Genomic DNA, 15,865 nt, shown 5'->3' with positions numbered 1-15,865 from the left:
GCGCCGCGACTCGGTAAGTAAACGGACGAATCCGGCCGGTTATTCCATTCCGCCCCGCAATTCAGTGCCATTCCTCCCATGAGACAGACCGGGAACCCCAAAAAAACGCGGCATGACATTGCTGTCATGCCGCGTTGTGCGACCCGTTGCGCGCGGCAGGCGATGAACCGTCGCCGCGCGCGCCGGCCGGTTACCTCGGCAATGCGCCCGTCACCGCCTGCAGCAGCGTCGACACCGGTGCGAGCGGGTTGTTCGCCGAGTTGTTGCCCGAGTGCGGAGTGACCGACAGGCTCGGCGTGGAACCCAGCGCCGTGCCCAGCGTCGTGCCGGCCGCATTGACGACCGTCGCCGTCGCGTTGCCGCCCGTCGACAGCAGCGAACCGGCTGCCCCCGCCGTGCTGCCCGCCGCGCTCGCGCCCGAGCCGAGCAGGCTGCCGCCCGCTGCAGCCGTCGAACCGGCCGCGCCCGACAACGCGCCGGCCGCCTGCCCGAGGGCCGCCGGACCGTTCGCCAGGGCACCCGTCACCGAACCGAGCGCACCGGTCAGCGCGGCGGCCGGGTTGCTGCCGCCGGTCAGGCCGCTGACGAGGTTCGTGATCGGCGCGATCGGGCTGCTGCCGCCTGCGCCCGACAGCGTGCCGACGACCTGGTTCACGACGCCCTGCACCGGCGCCAGCGGGTTCGTGCCGCCGAGGCTGCCGAGTGCGCCCGTCACCGAACTGACCGCGTTGCTCAGTGCGCCGGCCGGGTTGCTGCCGCCGAGCGTACCGACCACCTGGTTCACGACGCCCTGTACCGGGGCCAGCGGGTTCGTGCCGCCGAGGTTGCCGAGTGCGCCCGTGACCGAGCTGACCGCGTTGCTCAGTACGCCGGCCGGGTTGCTGCCACCGAGCGTGCCGACGACCTGGTTCACGACGCCCTGTACCGGCGCCAGCGGGTTCGTGCCGCCGAGGTTGCCGAGTGCGCCCGTGACCGAGTTGACCGCGTTGCCCAGTGCGCCGGCCGGGTTGCCGCCCGTCGGCAGCGCGTTTTGCAGGCCGCTGACGAGGTTCGTGATCGGCGCGATCGGGCTGCCGCCGCCGGCGCCCGATAGCGTGCCGACGACCTGGTTTACGACGCCTTGTACCGGAGCCAGCGGGTTCGTGCCGCCAAGGCTGCCGAGCGCGCCCGTCACCGAGTTCACAGCGTCCGTCAGTGCGCTGGCCGGGTTGCCGTTGCCGAGCGTGCCGGCGAGTTGCGTGACGGCGCCTTGCACCGGTGCCAGCGGGCTCGACGCGCCACCGATGTTGCCGAGCGTACCCGTGATCGTATTGACCGCGTTGCTCAGCGCACCAGCCGGATTGCCGCTGCCCAGCGTGCCCGTGACCTGGTCGACGACGTTCTGGATCGGCGCCAGCGGGTTCGTGCCGCCAACGTTGCCGAGTGCACCCGTCACCGTGCCGAGGGCGCCGGTCAGTGAGCCGGCCGGGTTGCCGCCGCCAAGCGCACCCGTTACTTGATTCACCACGCCCTGAACCGGCGCCAGCGGATTCGCGCCGCCGCCGACGTTGCCCAGTGCGCCCGTCACCGTACCGATTCCGTTACTCAGCGTACCCGTCGCCGTATTGAGCGCGCCGGTCAGTGCAGCAGCGGGGTTGCCGCCACCGAGCGCTCCCGTCACTTGATTGACGACACCTTGAACCGGCGCCAGCGGGTTCGACCCGCCACCGACGTTACCCAACGCACCCGTGACCGTACCAAGGGCGCCGGTCAGCGCGCCGGCCGGGTTGCCACCACCGAGCGCCCCCGTCACTTGATTGACGACACCTTGAACCGGTGCCACCGGGTTCGACCCACCACCGACGTTACCCAACGCACCCGTGACCGTACCGAGGGCGCCGGTCAGCGCGCCGGCCGGGTTGCCGCCACCGAGCGCCCCTGTCACTTGATTGACGACACCTTGAACCGGTGCCAGCGGGTTCGCACCGCCGCCGACGTTACCCAGCCCGCCCGTCACCGTGCCGACCGCATTGCTCAACGTCCCCGTCGCCGTATTCAGCACGCCGCTCAACGCACCGGCCGGGTTGCCGCCACCGAGCGCTCCCGTCACCTGGTTCACCACGCCTTGTACCGGCGCGAGGGGCGTCACCGCGCCGCCACCGCCGCCGAGCGCGCCCTGCAGCGCGTTCACCGCGCCCGACAACGCCTGCGCCGGGTTGCCCAGCGACGTCTGAATCGCGCCGGCCCCACCCGTCGCAACGGTGACCGAACCCAGCGGCGACGTGCCGGTCGCGGCCAACCCGATCGATACGCTGTTGGTCGGCGGATTCACGACGACTTGCGGAATCGGCAGCGCATCGAGCGGCCCGGCGACAGCCGAACCGGAAACCAGTACCCCGAACACCGTCGTGACCGACAGCGCCACACCCGTCAATTTAAAGTTTTGTCTCATCCTTACCCCATCTCGTTGGCACTACGTTGATAAAGCATGGGGATGGATTGCACGAAGTGTGCCATCCGGATAAAACGGATTGATTCGTTGGCCTATTGCAAGCCAATAACCGTTTTATATGGATTTCCGGGAAAATAAACGGGTCGCGCAGCCGCAATCATCTGACGATAATTGCGTCGGGCGCTCGGATGTAACGTAACGTTTGCGAGGCCGGAAGTAACGTGTTCCGGTACATCCCGGGTCACATCGGAACGTCCGTTGCGAAACGTCGCCGGATGGCCCGGACGGACCACCTGCTGCGCATTTCATCTTCATGAAAATGCATTAATAAATCGCGTGTTTTCTGTTTTGCTTATTTCGCGATTTCTTTCCGGTCAATTGCGCAGATCATTTCCGGCTGCAAGACTTCACTCAATACGGACAGCCGAATGAAAAACTGTGACGGCCGCACACGCGGCGGCCGTCGTATCGCAACGGGCTCAGCCGAAGCGCGCGGGCCGGTACGGATGGGGATCGATGAAGGTCGGCGCGCCCGTCATCATCTCGGCGAGCAGACGCCCGGTCGCGGGGCCGAGCGTGAGCCCGTGGTGACAGTGGCCGAACGCGAACCACAGATGACGATGGCGCGGCGCAGGTCCGATCACGGGCCGCATGTCGGGCGTGCACGGCCGCATCCCGAGCCACGGCGCCGGATCGAGCCGCTCGCCGATGCCGAACGCGTCGCGCGCCAGCGGCTCGGCACGCGCGAGCTGCACGCCGGTCGGCGGCGCGCCGCGCAACGCGATCTCGACGCCGGTCGTGAGCCGCAGGCGGCCGCCTTCCATCGGCGCGACGACGAAACCCTCCTCGGTATCGCACACGGGCACGTTCAGCGGCGCGCGGGTCGGCCGGTAATGCATGTGATAGCCGCGCTTCGCGCGCAGCGGAATCCGGTAGCCGAGCGGCGCGAACACGTGATCGGACCACGGCCCGAGCGCAACCACGGCCGAACGGGCCGCAATCGGCCCATGCTCGGTATCGACCTGCCAGCCGTCGCGCACCTGCGCGAACGTCGTCGCGTCGCCGCGTACGAACGTGCCGCCGTCGCGCTCGAACAGCCGCGCGTACGCCTTCGTGAGGCCGCCGGGGCTCGACACCGTCTTCGGGTCCTGCCAGTGGAATGCGCCGCAGAACGCGTCGCCGATGCCGGGCTCGCGTTCGCGCAACGCGCGCGCGTCGAGCACACTCATCCGCAACCCGTGCGCGTCGGCCACCCGCTGCTGCGCGCGCGTTTCCGCGTCGAACAGCGCGGGCGAACGGAACGCCTCGAGCCACCCGCCGTCATGCACGAGCGGCTGCGCGTCGGTGCGCGCGATCAGCGCGTCGTGCTCGACGACGCTCGCCGCGACGAGCGGCAGCATGTCGCGTGCGGCGGCCGCGAGCCGCTGCGGCGACGATTCACGCCAGAAACGCGCAAGCCAGCCCGCATACGCGGGCAATGCTTTGTAGTCCCAATAGAGATCGACCGAGCGGTTGCGTGCGTAGCGCAGCAGCGTGCCGAGCCGGCGCGGGAACGCGTACGGCACGACCGACGAGCGCTCGATCAGCCCCGCATTGCCGTGGCTCGTTTCCTCGCCGGGCGCGCGCCGGTCGACGAGCGCGACACGCAGCCCGCGATCCTGCAGATGCAGCGCCGACGACACGCCGACGATGCCGGCCCCCAGAACGATGACGTCGAAATCCATGCTTCCCCGTACTGCGTCGAGATTCGGTGCGACGCGCGCCGGCACCGCGGCCGGCGCGCGGCCTGGCTTACTTCGCGACGATGTCGCGCTTGAAATACTTCTGCGACAGCGCGCTCAGCGTGCCGTCCTTCTTCAGCGCGTCGAGCGCGCCGACGATCTTTGCCTGCAGCGCCTTGTCGCCCTTGCGCAACCCGAAGCCGGTGCCTTCGCCGAGCGTCGCGGGATCCTTCAGCGGCTCGCCGACGATCTGGTAGTCGCGGCCGGCCGGCTTGTCGAGGAAACCGTCCTGCGCGGTCTGCGCTTCCTGCACGGCCGCGTCGAGACGACCGGCGACGAGATCGGCATAGATCTGGTCCTGGTCCTGATACGACACGACGTCCACGCCCGCATTGGCCCAGTGCGCCTTCAGGAAATCCTCCTGCGACGAGCCCTGCAGCACGCCGACGTGCTTGCCGCGCAGGCTCGCGGCATCGGGCCGCAGCGGCGAGCCGCGGTGCGCGACCATCACGATCGGCACCACGTAGATCGCCGGCGTGAAATCGATGCTCTGCTTGCGCTTCGCGGTGATGTTCATCGCCGAATTGATCGCATCGAACTTGCGCGCCTGCAGCGCCGGGATCAGCCCGTCGAACGCATTCTCGACCCACACGCACTTCATGTTCAGCTTCGCGCAGACGGCATTGCCGACGTCGACGTCGAAACCCTGCAGCTGGCCGGCCGGCGTCTTGCTCTCGAACGGCGGATAGGCGGCTTCGATCCCGAAGCGCAGCGTGGTCTGTTCCGCGTGGGCGGTGACGGCCGCGCACGCAAGCGCCGCGACGGCGCAGAGGGAAAGCTTCCAGTTCATGACGATGTCCTTCGATTCCGGATTGAGGCGATGAAGACCGTTCGCGCGACGCCGTCGCCGGGCGCCGGATCGGCATGCGATGCATGCCGGCCGCCGGGCGGCAACATGCCGGTCCGCATGCTAAATATAGACTCTTAGTCTACTATAGACTATAGGGGATACGATAATCGTGGCCTCGCTGCTGCCCATCGAGATCCCACCGATTACGCAAAATTCCGTTGATTCATCGAGGTTTTTTCGACTGACGGCGGCTCGGGCCTGTCCTGAAAAGAAAAATTCACCCGACTTCTTTTGTCTATATTAGACTTTTAATCCATCACGAACATCGCCGGACGCCCGCTTTCGAGACTGTCCTGTCCGGCCCCGACCGGAGAAGTTCCATGACGCAACCCGCCCCGACCCTGCCGCTGACCGTCGACGAAGCCGCGGTGCGCGCGGCGCTGCCGTCGCTCGACGTGCTCGGCACGCTGCGCCGCATGTTCGCGTCGCTCGCATCGGCCCGCGCGGTGCAGCCGCCGCAAACCCTCACGCTGTTCCCCGAGCAGGCCGGCGATTTCATCACGTATCTCGGCGCGCTCGCCGACGAGCAAGTGTTCGGCGCGAAGCTGTCGCCATACGTCGTGACGGGCGGCAAACCGATCGTCACGGCGTGGACCGCGCTGATGTCGATGCGCACCGGCCAGCCGCTGATGTGGTGCGACGCGGGGCTGCTGACGGTCGAGCGCACGGCCGGCACGACGGCGCTCGCGGTCGACTGCCTCGCGCCGCGCGACGCGCGCCGGCTCGCCGTGATCGGCGCGGGCGCGGTGGGCCTCGCGCATCTGCGCCATACGGCGGCATTGCGCGACTGGGCATCGATCAGCGTCCATTCGCCCGCGCTCGCCGGCGACCCGGCGCTGCAGGCGACGCTCGCGCGGATCGATCCGCGCGCCCGTGCGGCCGCCAGCGTCGAGGCGTGCGTGCGCGACGCGGACGTCGTGATGCTGTGCACGTCGTCGGGCACGCCGGTGCTCGCCGACGGCATGCTCACGCGCCCTGCGCTCGTCACCTCGATCAGCACCAACGTCGCGCGCGCGCACGAGATCCCGCCGGCATGGTTGCCCGACATGGACGTGTACTGCGACTACCGGCACACGACGCCCGCGAGCGCGGGCGAGATGCAGATCGCGGCGGCCGGGCACGGCTGGACGCCGGAGCGGATCGTCGGCGACCTGCCCGCGCTCGTCGCAGGCACCTGCGCGGCGCCGTCGCGCATGCGTCACGCGTTCTTCCGCTCGATCGGCCTCGGGCTCGAGGACATCACGATCGCACACGCGCTGTACATGCATCTGACGCGCGCATGAGCGGCACGCGCACGCGGGGCCGATACAATGGCGCAACCGCCGCGGCGGCAGCGCGGGGGCGCACGGGCGAGCCGGTGGACGGCACGCCGGCGCGCCGTACCGACGCACCGCCCGGCCCCCGCTCACCCGAGATGGCGATTCCGATGCGCAAGAAGCAATCCCCCGTCAAAGACCTGCTGCTCACCCGCTACGCACCGATCGCCGACGGCATCGCGGCGCTGTTCTTCCCGTACGCGGAAGTCGTGATCCACGACCTGCACGACCAGACCGTGCTGTACCTCGCGAACAACCTGTCGAAGCGCGAGGTCGGCGACGATTCGGCGCTCGAGGAAATCGATCATTCGGCGCGCGAGCGCGTGATCGGCCCGTACGAGAAACTGAACTGGGACGGCCGGCGCATGCGTTGCGTGAGCAACGTGCTGTTCGACGACGAAGGCCGGCCGGCCGGGATGATGTGCATCAACTTCAACATCGCGGTGTTCGACGACGTCCGCGCGACGCTCGACGTGTTCATCAAGGGCGCGGGCATCGTCGCGCAACCGGACGAGCTGTTCCGCGACGACTGGCAGGAGCGCATCAACACGTTCCTGCACGGCTGGCTGCGCGAGCGGCAGGTCGGCCTGAACGGCCTCACGCGCGAGCACCGGCGCGAGCTCGTCGAGGCGCTTTATGCGGAAGGCGCGTTCCGCGGCAAGAGCGCCGCGAACTACGTCGCGAACGTGCTCGGGATGGGGCGCGCGACCGTCTACAAGCACCTGAAGCATCTGAAGGAAACGCAGGGCGACGTGTGAGCGACGTGTGCTGCGGGCGTGGTTGCTTGGTTGCTTGGTTGCTTGGTTGCTTGGTTGCTTGGTTGCTTGGTTGCTTGGTTGCTTGGTCGCCTGGTCGCCTGGTCGCCAAGCTTGCGGCCTTCACTGCTCCCCGCTCGCCGTTCGCCGTTCGCCGTTCGCCGTTCGCCGCTCCCCGTTCACCGTTCACCGTTCACCGTTCACCGCTCCCCGTTCACCATCACCGACATCGGCCCCGCTACCGGTTCGCGCGGTCCGTGACTATGCTTCGTGATACGTCGGGGGCCGGCCCGTTCCACCCGGGCCAGCCCACGGCGTAGCGTCGAAGCACAAAATGCTATAGTCCCGGTTACATTTATTTGCCGCCCCGGACCGCCCATGACGACCACCCCCGCCCCGACTGCCCGCCCGACCCTGACCGTCGAAATCTGGTCCGACCTGATCTGCCCGTGGTGCTGGATCGGCAAGCGCCGCTTCGACGAGGCGCTCGCCGCATTCGCGCACGCGGAGCACGTCGACGTCGCGTTGCGTGCGTACCGGCTGATGCCGGGCCAGCCGGTCGAACCGGTGGAGGCGATGCTCGCGGGCAAGTACCGGATGTCGCCCGCGCAGGTCGACCAGATGTTGCGCCAGGTGACCGACGCGGCAGCGAGCGTCGGGCTGAGCTACGACCTGCCCGGCACGTTCGTCGGCGACACGCTCGACGGCCATCGGCTCGTGAAGCTCGCGGAAGCCACCGGCCGCGCCCATGCGCTGACCGAGCGCCTGTACCGCGCTTATTTCTGCGAGCACGGCTCGCTGTTCGACCATGCGGCGCTGATCGACTTCGCGGTCGAAGCGGGGCTCGAGCGCTCGGCCGTCGAAGCCGTGCTGCGCAGCGATGCATACCGTGACGAAGTCGAGGCCGACATCGCGCGCGCCGCGCAGATCGGCGGACGCGGCGTGCCGCTGTTCGTGTTCGGCGGCCGCTACGCGGTATCGGGCGCGCAGCCGGCCGACGTGTTCGCGCAGGCGCTCGAGCAGGCATGGCGCGACGGCGCCATCGTCGAATTCGCCGGCGACGACGCCGCCGCATGCGGCCCCGACGGCTGCGAACTCCCGCCGCGCGGATAACGTCCGGCGCGGCGCGACACGCGCCGCCGCTACGCGTCGCTCCTGCCACAAACCGGCAGGAAGCGCACGCGAACGACGTCTACAATTCAGCCTTTCAAATAACGATCTGAGAGAAGGCTGCCAGCCCATGACCCACGGGATCCACGGCGAGAAGCGCTGGTACGCGCTGATCGTCCTCTGCCTCGGCGTGCTGATGATCGTGCTCGACAGCACGATCGTAAACGTTGCACTGCCGTCGATCAGCACCGACCTCCATTTCACCGAGACGGCCCTCGTGTGGGTCGTCAACGCCTACCTGCTGACGTTCGGCGGCTGCCTGCTGCTCGGCGGCCGGCTCGGCGACCTGTACGGCCAGCGGCGCATGTTCCTCGCGGGCCTCGTCGTGTTCACGCTCGCGTCGCTCGCCTGCGGCCTCGCGCAATCGCAGACGATGCTGATCGCCGCGCGCGCGGTGCAGGGCTTCGGCGGCGCGATCGTGTCGGCCGTGTCGCTGTCGCTGATCATGAACCTGTTCACCGAGCCAGGCGAACGGGCGCGCGCGATGGGCGTCTACGGTTTCGTCTGCGCGGGCGGCGGCAGCATCGGCGTACTGCTCGGCGGGCTCTTGACGAGCACGCTGTCGTGGCACTGGATCTTCCTCGTCAACCTGCCGATCGGCATCGCCGTCTATGCGATGTGCGTCGCGCTGCTGCCGCGCCTGCGCGCGCCGGCCGGCGCCGCGCGGCTCGACGTCGCGGGCGCGATCACCGTGACCGCATCGCTGATGCTCGCGGTCTACGGGATCGTCGGCGGCAACGAGGCCGGCTGGCTGTCTACGCAAACCGTCGTGCTGATCGGCGCGGCCGTCGTGCTGCTCGCGCTGTTCGTCGCGATCGAGGCGCACGTCGCGCATCCGCTGATGCCGCTCACGCTGTTCGCCGCGCGCAACGTCGCGCTCGCGAACGTGATCGGCGTGCTGTGGGCGGCCGCGATGTTCGCGTGGTTCTTCCTGTCCGCGCTCTACATGCAGCGCGTGCTCGGCTACGGACCGCTGCAGGTCGGGCTCGCGTTCCTGCCGGCGAACCTGATCATGGCCGCGTTCTCGCTCGGGCTGTCGGCGCGGATCGTGATGCGTTTCGGCATCCGCGGCCCGATCGCCGCCGGCCTGCTGATCGCGGCGTGCGGCCTCGCGCTGTTCGCGCGCGCGCCGGCCGACGGCAGCTTCGTCTGGCACGTGCTGCCGGGCATGACGCTGCTCGGCATCGGCGCGGGCGTCGCGTTCAATCCGGTGCTGCTCGCCGCGATGAGCGACGTCGATCCGGCCGATTCCGGGCTCGCGTCGGGCATCGTCAACACCGCGTTCATGATGGGCGGCGCACTCGGCCTCGCCGTACTCGCGAGCCTCGCGGCCGCGCGCACCGATGCGCTCGCGGCGGCACACGCCGCACCGCTCGACGCGCTGAACGGCGGCTACCACGCCGCGTTCGCGGTCGGCGCCGCATTTGCGGCCGCGGCCGGGCTGCTCGGCCTCGCGCTGCGCATCCGCCGCCAGGACGCCGTTGCGGGCGCCGGCCCCGCGATGCATTGACGGCCGGCCGGCCTGTATCGGGGCGAGCTCCGCCCCGCCGCACCCGATGGCCCGCCATCGGCGTTGCGACCCGGCAACGCCGGCACGTCGCCCCGCCCCGCCCGGTCCCGCGCCTGTTCAAACGTTCGTTTGACCCGCCGCGAACGGCCCGTCCGGCCGGCCTCCCCGGCCGATTTTTAACGTAGTCGTACACCGAAGCGCCACTTTTGCGACAATGGCAGACTTTGATGCGCGCGCCGCGGCCGCGCGCCGCCGCCGAACGCCGCATAACCGCCTGCTTCCGATGTCGCTTCCCCATATCGATCTGCTGTACTCCCTGTCCGGCCTGTTCGTCGGCGTTCTCGTCGGCCTGACGGGCGTCGGCGGCGGTTCGCTGATGACGCCGATCCTCGTGCTGCTGTTCGGCGTCCACCCCGCGACGGCGGTCGGCACCGATCTGCTGTACGCGGCCGCGACCAAGGCCACCGGCACCCTCGTCCACGGACTGAAGGGGTCGATAGACTGGCGCATTACCGGCCGGCTCGCGGCCGGCAGCGTCCCGGCCGCGGCCGTCACGCTGTGGCTGCTGCACACGCACGGGATGAACTCGCCCGGCACCGCGCGGATGATCCAGCTGGTGCTCGGCATCGCGCTGCTGCTCACGTCGCTCGCACTGATCTTCCGGCCGCAGTTGACCGCGCTCGCCGCGCGCAACCCGCTCCCGCCGAATCCCGCGCGCACGTTCTGGTCGACCGTGCTGACGGGCGCCGTGCTCGGCGCGCTCGTGTCGATGACGTCGGTCGGCGCCGGCGCGATCGGCGTCACCGTGCTGTTGCTGCTGTACCCGCTGCTCGCGACCGCGCGCATCGTCGGCTCCGACATCGCGCACGCGGTGCCGCTCACGCTCGTCGCCGGCATGGGCCACTGGCTGCTCGGCTCCGTCGACTGGTCGATGCTGCTGTCGCTGCTGCTCGGCTCGCTGCCCGGCATCGTGCTCGGCAGCCTGCTGTCGGCGCGCGCGCCCGAGCGGCTGCTGCGCAACCTGCTCGCCTCGACGCTCGTCGCGGTCGGCGTGCGACTCGTGCTCGCGTAAGCGGCGCGGCTGGCGCCCGCCACGGCAGACATCGCCGTCTTCCCGCCCCTGATGGAAGAGATCGGCACGATTTGTCGGTGGGGAATTTCCGGCAAATCCTCGATACAGGGACATGCATTCCCCTTTCGAGGATCAAGCCGCGGCGAATCTCACGCGGACCCGACAATGCCCCGTCGGTCGACGACTCACGGGCACCGTGGAAGATCACAGCATCGCGAGCCGCATGCGCGATGTGCTGCATGACCGGCCAGCACGCGACGCCGGCACCCCGCCGCAAAAAACAGCCCGACCGGCCTGCGCCGATCGGGCTGTCGTCCATCCGGGGCCTCGCGAACTCGGGCCGCCCGGCGCACGGCCGGGCAGCGCAAGTCGCTCGCGATCCTTACTGCCCCTGCTGCTTCAACTGCTGCTGCTTCATCTGTTGCGTACGCGCCTGCAGTTTCAGCACGCGCTGCAGCGCGGTACGGTTCGCTAGGATCCCGTCGTAGAAGTTGCCGAGGTCGCCCTTCAGCGCGGTCCGCGACGCGTCGTTCAGGTAGATCATGTGGCCCGACGGATAGTTCTTGATCGTCAGGTTCTGCGCCTTGAGCGTCGGATCGAGCGGCATCTGCGCGAGCGTCAGCTCGGTCTGGTGGAACGGCGTGACCGCATCGAAATAGCCGTTCGCCGACAGCACCTTCAGGTCCGGGTTCACGCTCATCGTCGCCGCGAGGTCGCCGGCCGTGTACAGCGTATTGCCGCCGCCCCTGTTCGCGCCGGTCGGGTCGGTGTGGCTGAAGTCCCAGTTGTTGAAGACCTGGTCGTTCAGGTCCACGAACGACGACGTCGACGTGTACTTGAGGTCGGTGTTGATGTAGCTGTTCCACAGCACCGTGTAAGCGCCGCCGACGTTCGTGATCGACGGATCGTTGCTGCCCGAGTTCGGCAGGATGTACGGCGCGATGCCCTTGCCGGTGAAGTTCGCGCGACCGTCGTACTGGCCGATCTGCGTGCCCGGCACGAGCGTCAGGAAGAACGTGTACGGCGGGTTGTCGTCCGACGACGGCACGTTGCCGAGCGCGGCCGGGTTGCCGAACGTCTGGATCAGCGACGTCGGATCCGTGCCGATGTACGAACCCATCTGCTGCGCGGTCTGCAGGTTCAGGTTCAGCCGCACGTTCACGAAGCCGCCGTCCTGCGGGTTCGGCTTCTGCGCGAGCGGCGCGAGCGTGTTGTCCGCGTAGTTGCGGGCCTGCACCATGTATGCGTCGAGATCGGTCGGCGTCGGGTTGAGCGTCGTCTTCTTCCAGTAGAACGCGTCGGCCGCGAGCGTCGGGAAGGTACCAGGCGCGGACAGCGCATTCGCATAGTCGAGGATCGACGACTGCAGCGTGATCCCGTTCAGGTCGATGCCGTCCTCATGCAGCACCCACGACACGACCGCGCTGCGCGCGGTGCCGTACGACTCGCCGTACAGGAATTTCGGCGAGTTCCAGCGCGAGTACTTGGTCAGGTAGCGCTGGATGAAGCGGTCGATCGAGTGTGCGTCCTGGTCGGTGCCCCAGAAATCCTTGTTCTTCGCCGGGGCGATCGCCGCCGAGTAGCCGGTGCCGACCGGGTTGATGAACACGAGGTCGGTGCGGTCGAGCAGGCTGTCCGGGTTGTCGAGCAGCTTGTACGGGGCCGGCGGCGTGAAGTTCGGGAACGACGACTGCAGGCGCTTCGGCCCGTACGAGCCGAGCAGCAGGTAGACCGACGACGAGCCGGGGCCGCCGTTGTAGAAGAACGTGACCGGACGCGGCTTCGACGGGTCCGGATTGTCCTGCGTGTACGCGACGTAGAACATCTTCGCGTTCGGCGCCGACGTGATCGGGTCGATCGTGGTCAGGTGCCCGGTGGTGGCCGTGTACTGGACGGTCTTGCCGCCGATCGTGACCTGGCGGTGCACGACTGCGGCCCCTTCGGTCGAATCCGTGACCGCGTCGTTCGGCCCGGTGCCGTACACGTCGTTGTCGACGTACGGCTGGTCGGCCGGGACGGCGGCCGTTGCATTGGTGCTGGCCGACGTGCTGCCGTTCGACGTCGTCGCGGCTGCCGCGGTGGCGGCGGTCGGGCCCGATCCGTCGTCGCCGCCGCACCCCGTGACGAGCAGCGCCGCGGCCGCGGCTGCGGCGAGCGGCACGCTCAGCGTCGTTCCAAATAGCGCGAAACCGTCTTTCAAGGACTTCAGTGTCGTCATTATTGCCTCTCGAACAGAACGATAAATACCGCCGGTCGCAAAGGATCATTTGCGCCGGCGCTCCGCACCGGGAGCGCATTCGTTTTGCGATGCACCCCGAGTTTTTTACCGGATCGGCGAATACCGACCGGCATGATTTACCCCACCCATATTCCGCGATCGCACAATGGAATCAATTCCATTGCAAACGACGATTCAATAATGCGCGGCACTGCGAATTCGCCCTCAATCATCCGCACGCGCGATAAACCGTAAGCAAAAGCATCCCACGCAAAGCCCGCCGGACAAGGCGCCTTCGCTTCGAACAGACGAACGATTCCCTCGGCAAAATGTCGGTCAATCGCGAAATGGCGACCAACCGCAACTCGAGCCGATTTAATAAAATCGAAAGGATCGATTAACTATACGGAAAGGAATATTGTCTTTACGGGAATTTATTAAATTAAGTTAAAATATCGGCGTATAATAGATTCCGGATTTTCCGCCGTAAAGCGATAATTTGTTACAGCGCATGCTATTCGGACCAAGGGCAATGCGGGACCGATTCCAGACGCTGAAAATAAAAAGCCGGACGAGCGTCCGGCTTCCGTATCGCGGTGGGGCCGGTGCCGTCAGAGCGGCACATCGATCGCGCCCGCGCCGGCCGTGATCGCGTTCGCGCCGGGGGACGCCGAGATCGGCGGCAGGTTCGCGCTCGTCAGCGCCGGCGCGGCGCCCGGCGTGCCGCCGCGCGGCAGCGTGCGGACCACCTGTGACGGCGGCAGCGCGGCACCGTTCTTCAGGTGCCGCCACATCAGGTTCAGCGCCTGCAGGTTGTAGTAGTGGACCGGCACGAAGCGCGTGTCGAAGCCCGCGACGGGCAGGAACGCATCGAAGTGCTGCCCGTTCGTCACCTCGTAGAACACGAGCTGGCTGCGGCCACCTTCACTGATGCCGTTCTGCGCGACGTACGCGCGCGACGCGTGATTCACGGGCACGAGCGCGTCGCTGCGGCCCTGCACGATGATCGCCGGCTTGCCCTGCAGGTTCGCGTTCACGCGCACCGCATCGACATTCGCCGGCATGTCGAGCATCCCGTTGGTCCACAGCTGGCGCAGGCACAGCGCGCCCGCGAAACTCGCGTCGGGCGTCGCGAGCCGGTGGTCGACACCCGCGCCGGTGTTGAACACGAGATTGACGCCTGCCGTCGGCGGCACGCCGTTGCCGAGGCCGAACACGGCCGGCATCGGCGACGCGGCGGGCGGCGCCACCGCGCCCGTCGCCGCATTGGTGGTCGCGAAGCTGAAATTGCACAGGTTGTCGGTCACGCGCGAGCGCGTGTACGCGTTCGCATAGGTGACCGCGATCGCCGGAATCGCCTGCGAATCCCACATCGGCGCCTGCAGCAGGTCGGAATCCGCGAGATAGCCGGCCGCGTGCAGTTGCGCGAGCGCGTCGGCGGCCTGGCTCTGCGTATCGGCCCCCGACACGAACCCGGCGGCGGCGAGCGTCGCGCAGCGCTGCGTGCGGATCGACTGCGTGGTGGCGGCCGGCAGCGCGCTCAGGTACGGCGCGCCCGCGAGCGACGACGACGCGGCCGCACACGGCTCCAGCAGGTTCGCGAGCGTCGCGTAGTCGGCCAGCGGCCGGCCGAACGACGGCACCGGCTGGCCGCCCTCGCGCACGACCGCGTTCGGCGCCATCCGCACGTTGACTTGCGGCTCGCCGACCACGACCGCGGTAATCCAGCGGCGCGTGTCCTGCTCGGCCGCCGCGAGCGCCGCGCCGCCGCCGTTGCTGACGGACGCGGCGATCGTCGTGATGTCGCCCGGGCGGTAGCGCACGCCGTGATGCGAGCCGTCGACGAGCGGTCCGAACTGTTCGTTGAGCGCCCAGTACGCGAATTCGACCGCCTGCAGCGTCGCGTGCCCCCAGTCCTGCTCGGGATTCTGCTGCGAATGCGCATGCTTGAACGCGTAGCGGTTCGGGAAGCGGTTGTTGAACGCAGCCAGGTCGCTGCTCGTCACGTTGGCGGTAAAGAGACTCGCATTGCCGCCGAGCACCGCGTCGGCGAGCGTTCCGTCGATCAGCGTGATCGTGTCGGTGCCGAGCTCGTGCGCGCCGTTGCCGCCGCCCTTGTCGTTGTACGCGACCGCGCAGCCGCGCTTGAGGCCCCACTCGCCGGCCGCCGAGATCGCGCCGTACACACCGCGCGAACCGGACGACGTCGCGGTGACGATGCACGGCTGCGCGGGGTCGAAGCTCGCGGGCACCTGCACGAGCAGCGTCACGTTCTTGCGGCCGCTGCCGTCGTCGGAATACGCGAGATATTCGGTGCCGGGAATCTTGCCTTCGCCGAGCGTGTCGTTGCCGTCGAGGTCGACGTTCGGTCCCCAGAAGCGGCCGTAGCCGCCGTTGGCGCTCATGTCGACGAGCGCGCGGTAGTTCGACCAGATCGCGAGCCGGCGCAGCTCGGCGCTCGTCGGCCGCGACGGATTCGCGAACGTCGGCGCGGTGGCGGCGGCGAGGCCCGTCTTGCCGAGACCGGCCGTCAGCAGATCGTCGCCCGTACCGTCGTAGGCGGTGGTGCGCACGCTGCCGGACACGAACCCGGGCAGCCGGTTGCGTTCGGACGACTCGTCGCCGTTGCAGGCGCCGAGCAACGTGATCGCGGCCAGCGCCGCGCCCCAAAGAATCCGACTGCCCCACCCGTGCGTTGTCATTGCCGCCCTCTCGATATCGTTATCGGTGCGCCGCTGCGTCGTGCGCGGCTCGCGGCCTGT

General features: G+C 68.4%; 10 protein-coding genes. 5 read left to right on the top strand and 5 right to left on the bottom strand.

The window, feature by feature from the left end:
* Positions 1-190: 190 nt before the first annotated feature.
* The 3 genes from U5A56_RS01495 to U5A56_RS01485 all read right to left on the bottom strand — a co-directional run bounded on the left by U5A56_RS01495 (position 191) and on the right by U5A56_RS01485 (position 5,002).
* Positions 191-2,431 (bottom strand): hypothetical protein, encoded by a 2,241-nt coding sequence (locus U5A56_RS01495; protein WP_321920773.1) that lies wholly within the window; start codon positions 2,429-2,431, stop codon positions 191-193.
* Positions 2,432-2,910: 479 nt separating this feature from the next.
* Positions 2,911-4,155, bottom strand: a complete 1,245-nt coding sequence (locus U5A56_RS01490; RefSeq protein WP_321920772.1) for an FAD-dependent oxidoreductase — start codon at positions 4,153-4,155, stop codon at positions 2,911-2,913.
* A gap of 67 nt (positions 4,156-4,222) precedes the next feature.
* Positions 4,223-5,002: an ABC transporter substrate-binding protein gene (locus U5A56_RS01485; RefSeq protein WP_124522832.1), complete on the bottom strand. Its 780-nt coding sequence runs from the start codon at positions 5,000-5,002 to the stop codon at positions 4,223-4,225.
* A 380-nt stretch (positions 5,003-5,382) separates the two neighbouring features.
* On the opposite strand from U5A56_RS01485, the gene U5A56_RS01480 reads away from it, so the two are divergent.
* The 5 genes from U5A56_RS01480 to U5A56_RS01460 all read left to right on the top strand — a co-directional run bounded on the left by U5A56_RS01480 (position 5,383) and on the right by U5A56_RS01460 (position 10,885).
* Positions 5,383-6,345, top strand: coding sequence for an ornithine cyclodeaminase family protein (locus U5A56_RS01480; RefSeq protein WP_321920771.1), 963 nt, complete (start codon positions 5,383-5,385; stop codon positions 6,343-6,345).
* Positions 6,342-7,136, top strand: a complete 795-nt coding sequence (locus U5A56_RS01475; protein WP_321920770.1) for a transcriptional regulator — start codon at positions 6,342-6,344, stop codon at positions 7,134-7,136. Before U5A56_RS01480 ends, U5A56_RS01475 begins: the two co-directional genes overlap by 4 nt.
* Before the next feature lie 375 nt (positions 7,137-7,511).
* The gene (locus U5A56_RS01470) at positions 7,512-8,246 is read left to right on the top strand and encodes a DsbA family oxidoreductase (protein ID WP_321920769.1); all 735 of its coding nucleotides are present in this window, start codon (positions 7,512-7,514) and stop codon (positions 8,244-8,246) included.
* 127 nt (positions 8,247-8,373) lie between these two features.
* Complete coding sequence (locus U5A56_RS01465) at positions 8,374-9,813, top strand: DHA2 family efflux MFS transporter permease subunit (RefSeq protein ID WP_321920768.1); 1,440 nt, start codon at positions 8,374-8,376, stop codon at positions 9,811-9,813.
* A 283-nt stretch (positions 9,814-10,096) separates the two neighbouring features.
* Positions 10,097-10,885 (top strand): sulfite exporter TauE/SafE family protein, encoded by a 789-nt coding sequence (locus U5A56_RS01460; RefSeq protein ID WP_044844146.1) that lies wholly within the window; start codon positions 10,097-10,099, stop codon positions 10,883-10,885.
* A gap of 382 nt (positions 10,886-11,267) precedes the next feature.
* Here the strand turns inward: U5A56_RS01460 and U5A56_RS01455 are convergent, their stop codons facing one another.
* Positions 11,268-13,103, bottom strand: coding sequence for a S10 family serine carboxypeptidase-like protein (locus U5A56_RS01455; protein WP_321920767.1), 1,836 nt, complete (start codon positions 13,101-13,103; stop codon positions 11,268-11,270).
* Between the two features lie 611 nt (positions 13,104-13,714).
* Positions 13,715-15,805 carry a D-(-)-3-hydroxybutyrate oligomer hydrolase gene (locus U5A56_RS01450; protein ID WP_321920766.1) on the bottom strand — a complete coding sequence of 697 codons (2,091 nt, stop codon included), beginning with the start codon at positions 15,803-15,805 and terminating at the stop codon, positions 13,715-13,717.
* Positions 15,806-15,865 lie beyond the last annotated feature (60 nt).

It is taken from the genome of Burkholderia sp. BCC1998 (assembly GCF_905339875.1).
Lineage (GTDB): Bacteria > Pseudomonadota > Gammaproteobacteria > Burkholderiales > Burkholderiaceae > Burkholderia.
The sequence above is the reverse complement of the archived record's forward strand: the minus strand, read 5'-3'. Positions and strand labels throughout refer to the sequence as shown.

Excerpts from the sequence above, each read along its gene's own strand:
- U5A56_RS01475 (WP_321920770.1), top strand. The coding sequence starts at position 6,342 with ATGAGCGGCACGCGCACGCGGGGCCGATACAATGGCGCAACCGCCGCG.
- U5A56_RS01450 (WP_321920766.1), bottom strand. The coding sequence starts at position 15,805 with ATGACAACGCACGGGTGGGGCAGTCGGATTCTTTGGGGCGCGGCGCTG.
- U5A56_RS01455 (WP_321920767.1), bottom strand. The coding sequence starts at position 13,103 with ATGACGACACTGAAGTCCTTGAAAGACGGTTTCGCGCTATTTGGAACG.
- U5A56_RS01480 (WP_321920771.1), top strand. The coding sequence starts at position 5,383 with ATGACGCAACCCGCCCCGACCCTGCCGCTGACCGTCGACGAAGCCGCG.
- U5A56_RS01495 (WP_321920773.1), bottom strand. The coding sequence starts at position 2,431 with ATGAGACAAAACTTTAAATTGACGGGTGTGGCGCTGTCGGTCACGACG.
- U5A56_RS01460 (WP_044844146.1), top strand. The coding sequence starts at position 10,097 with ATGTCGCTTCCCCATATCGATCTGCTGTACTCCCTGTCCGGCCTGTTC.
- U5A56_RS01470 (WP_321920769.1), top strand. The coding sequence starts at position 7,512 with ATGACGACCACCCCCGCCCCGACTGCCCGCCCGACCCTGACCGTCGAA.
- U5A56_RS01490 (WP_321920772.1), bottom strand. The coding sequence starts at position 4,155 with ATGGATTTCGACGTCATCGTTCTGGGGGCCGGCATCGTCGGCGTGTCG.
- U5A56_RS01465 (WP_321920768.1), top strand. The coding sequence starts at position 8,374 with ATGACCCACGGGATCCACGGCGAGAAGCGCTGGTACGCGCTGATCGTC.
- U5A56_RS01485 (WP_124522832.1), bottom strand. The coding sequence starts at position 5,002 with ATGAACTGGAAGCTTTCCCTCTGCGCCGTCGCGGCGCTTGCGTGCGCG.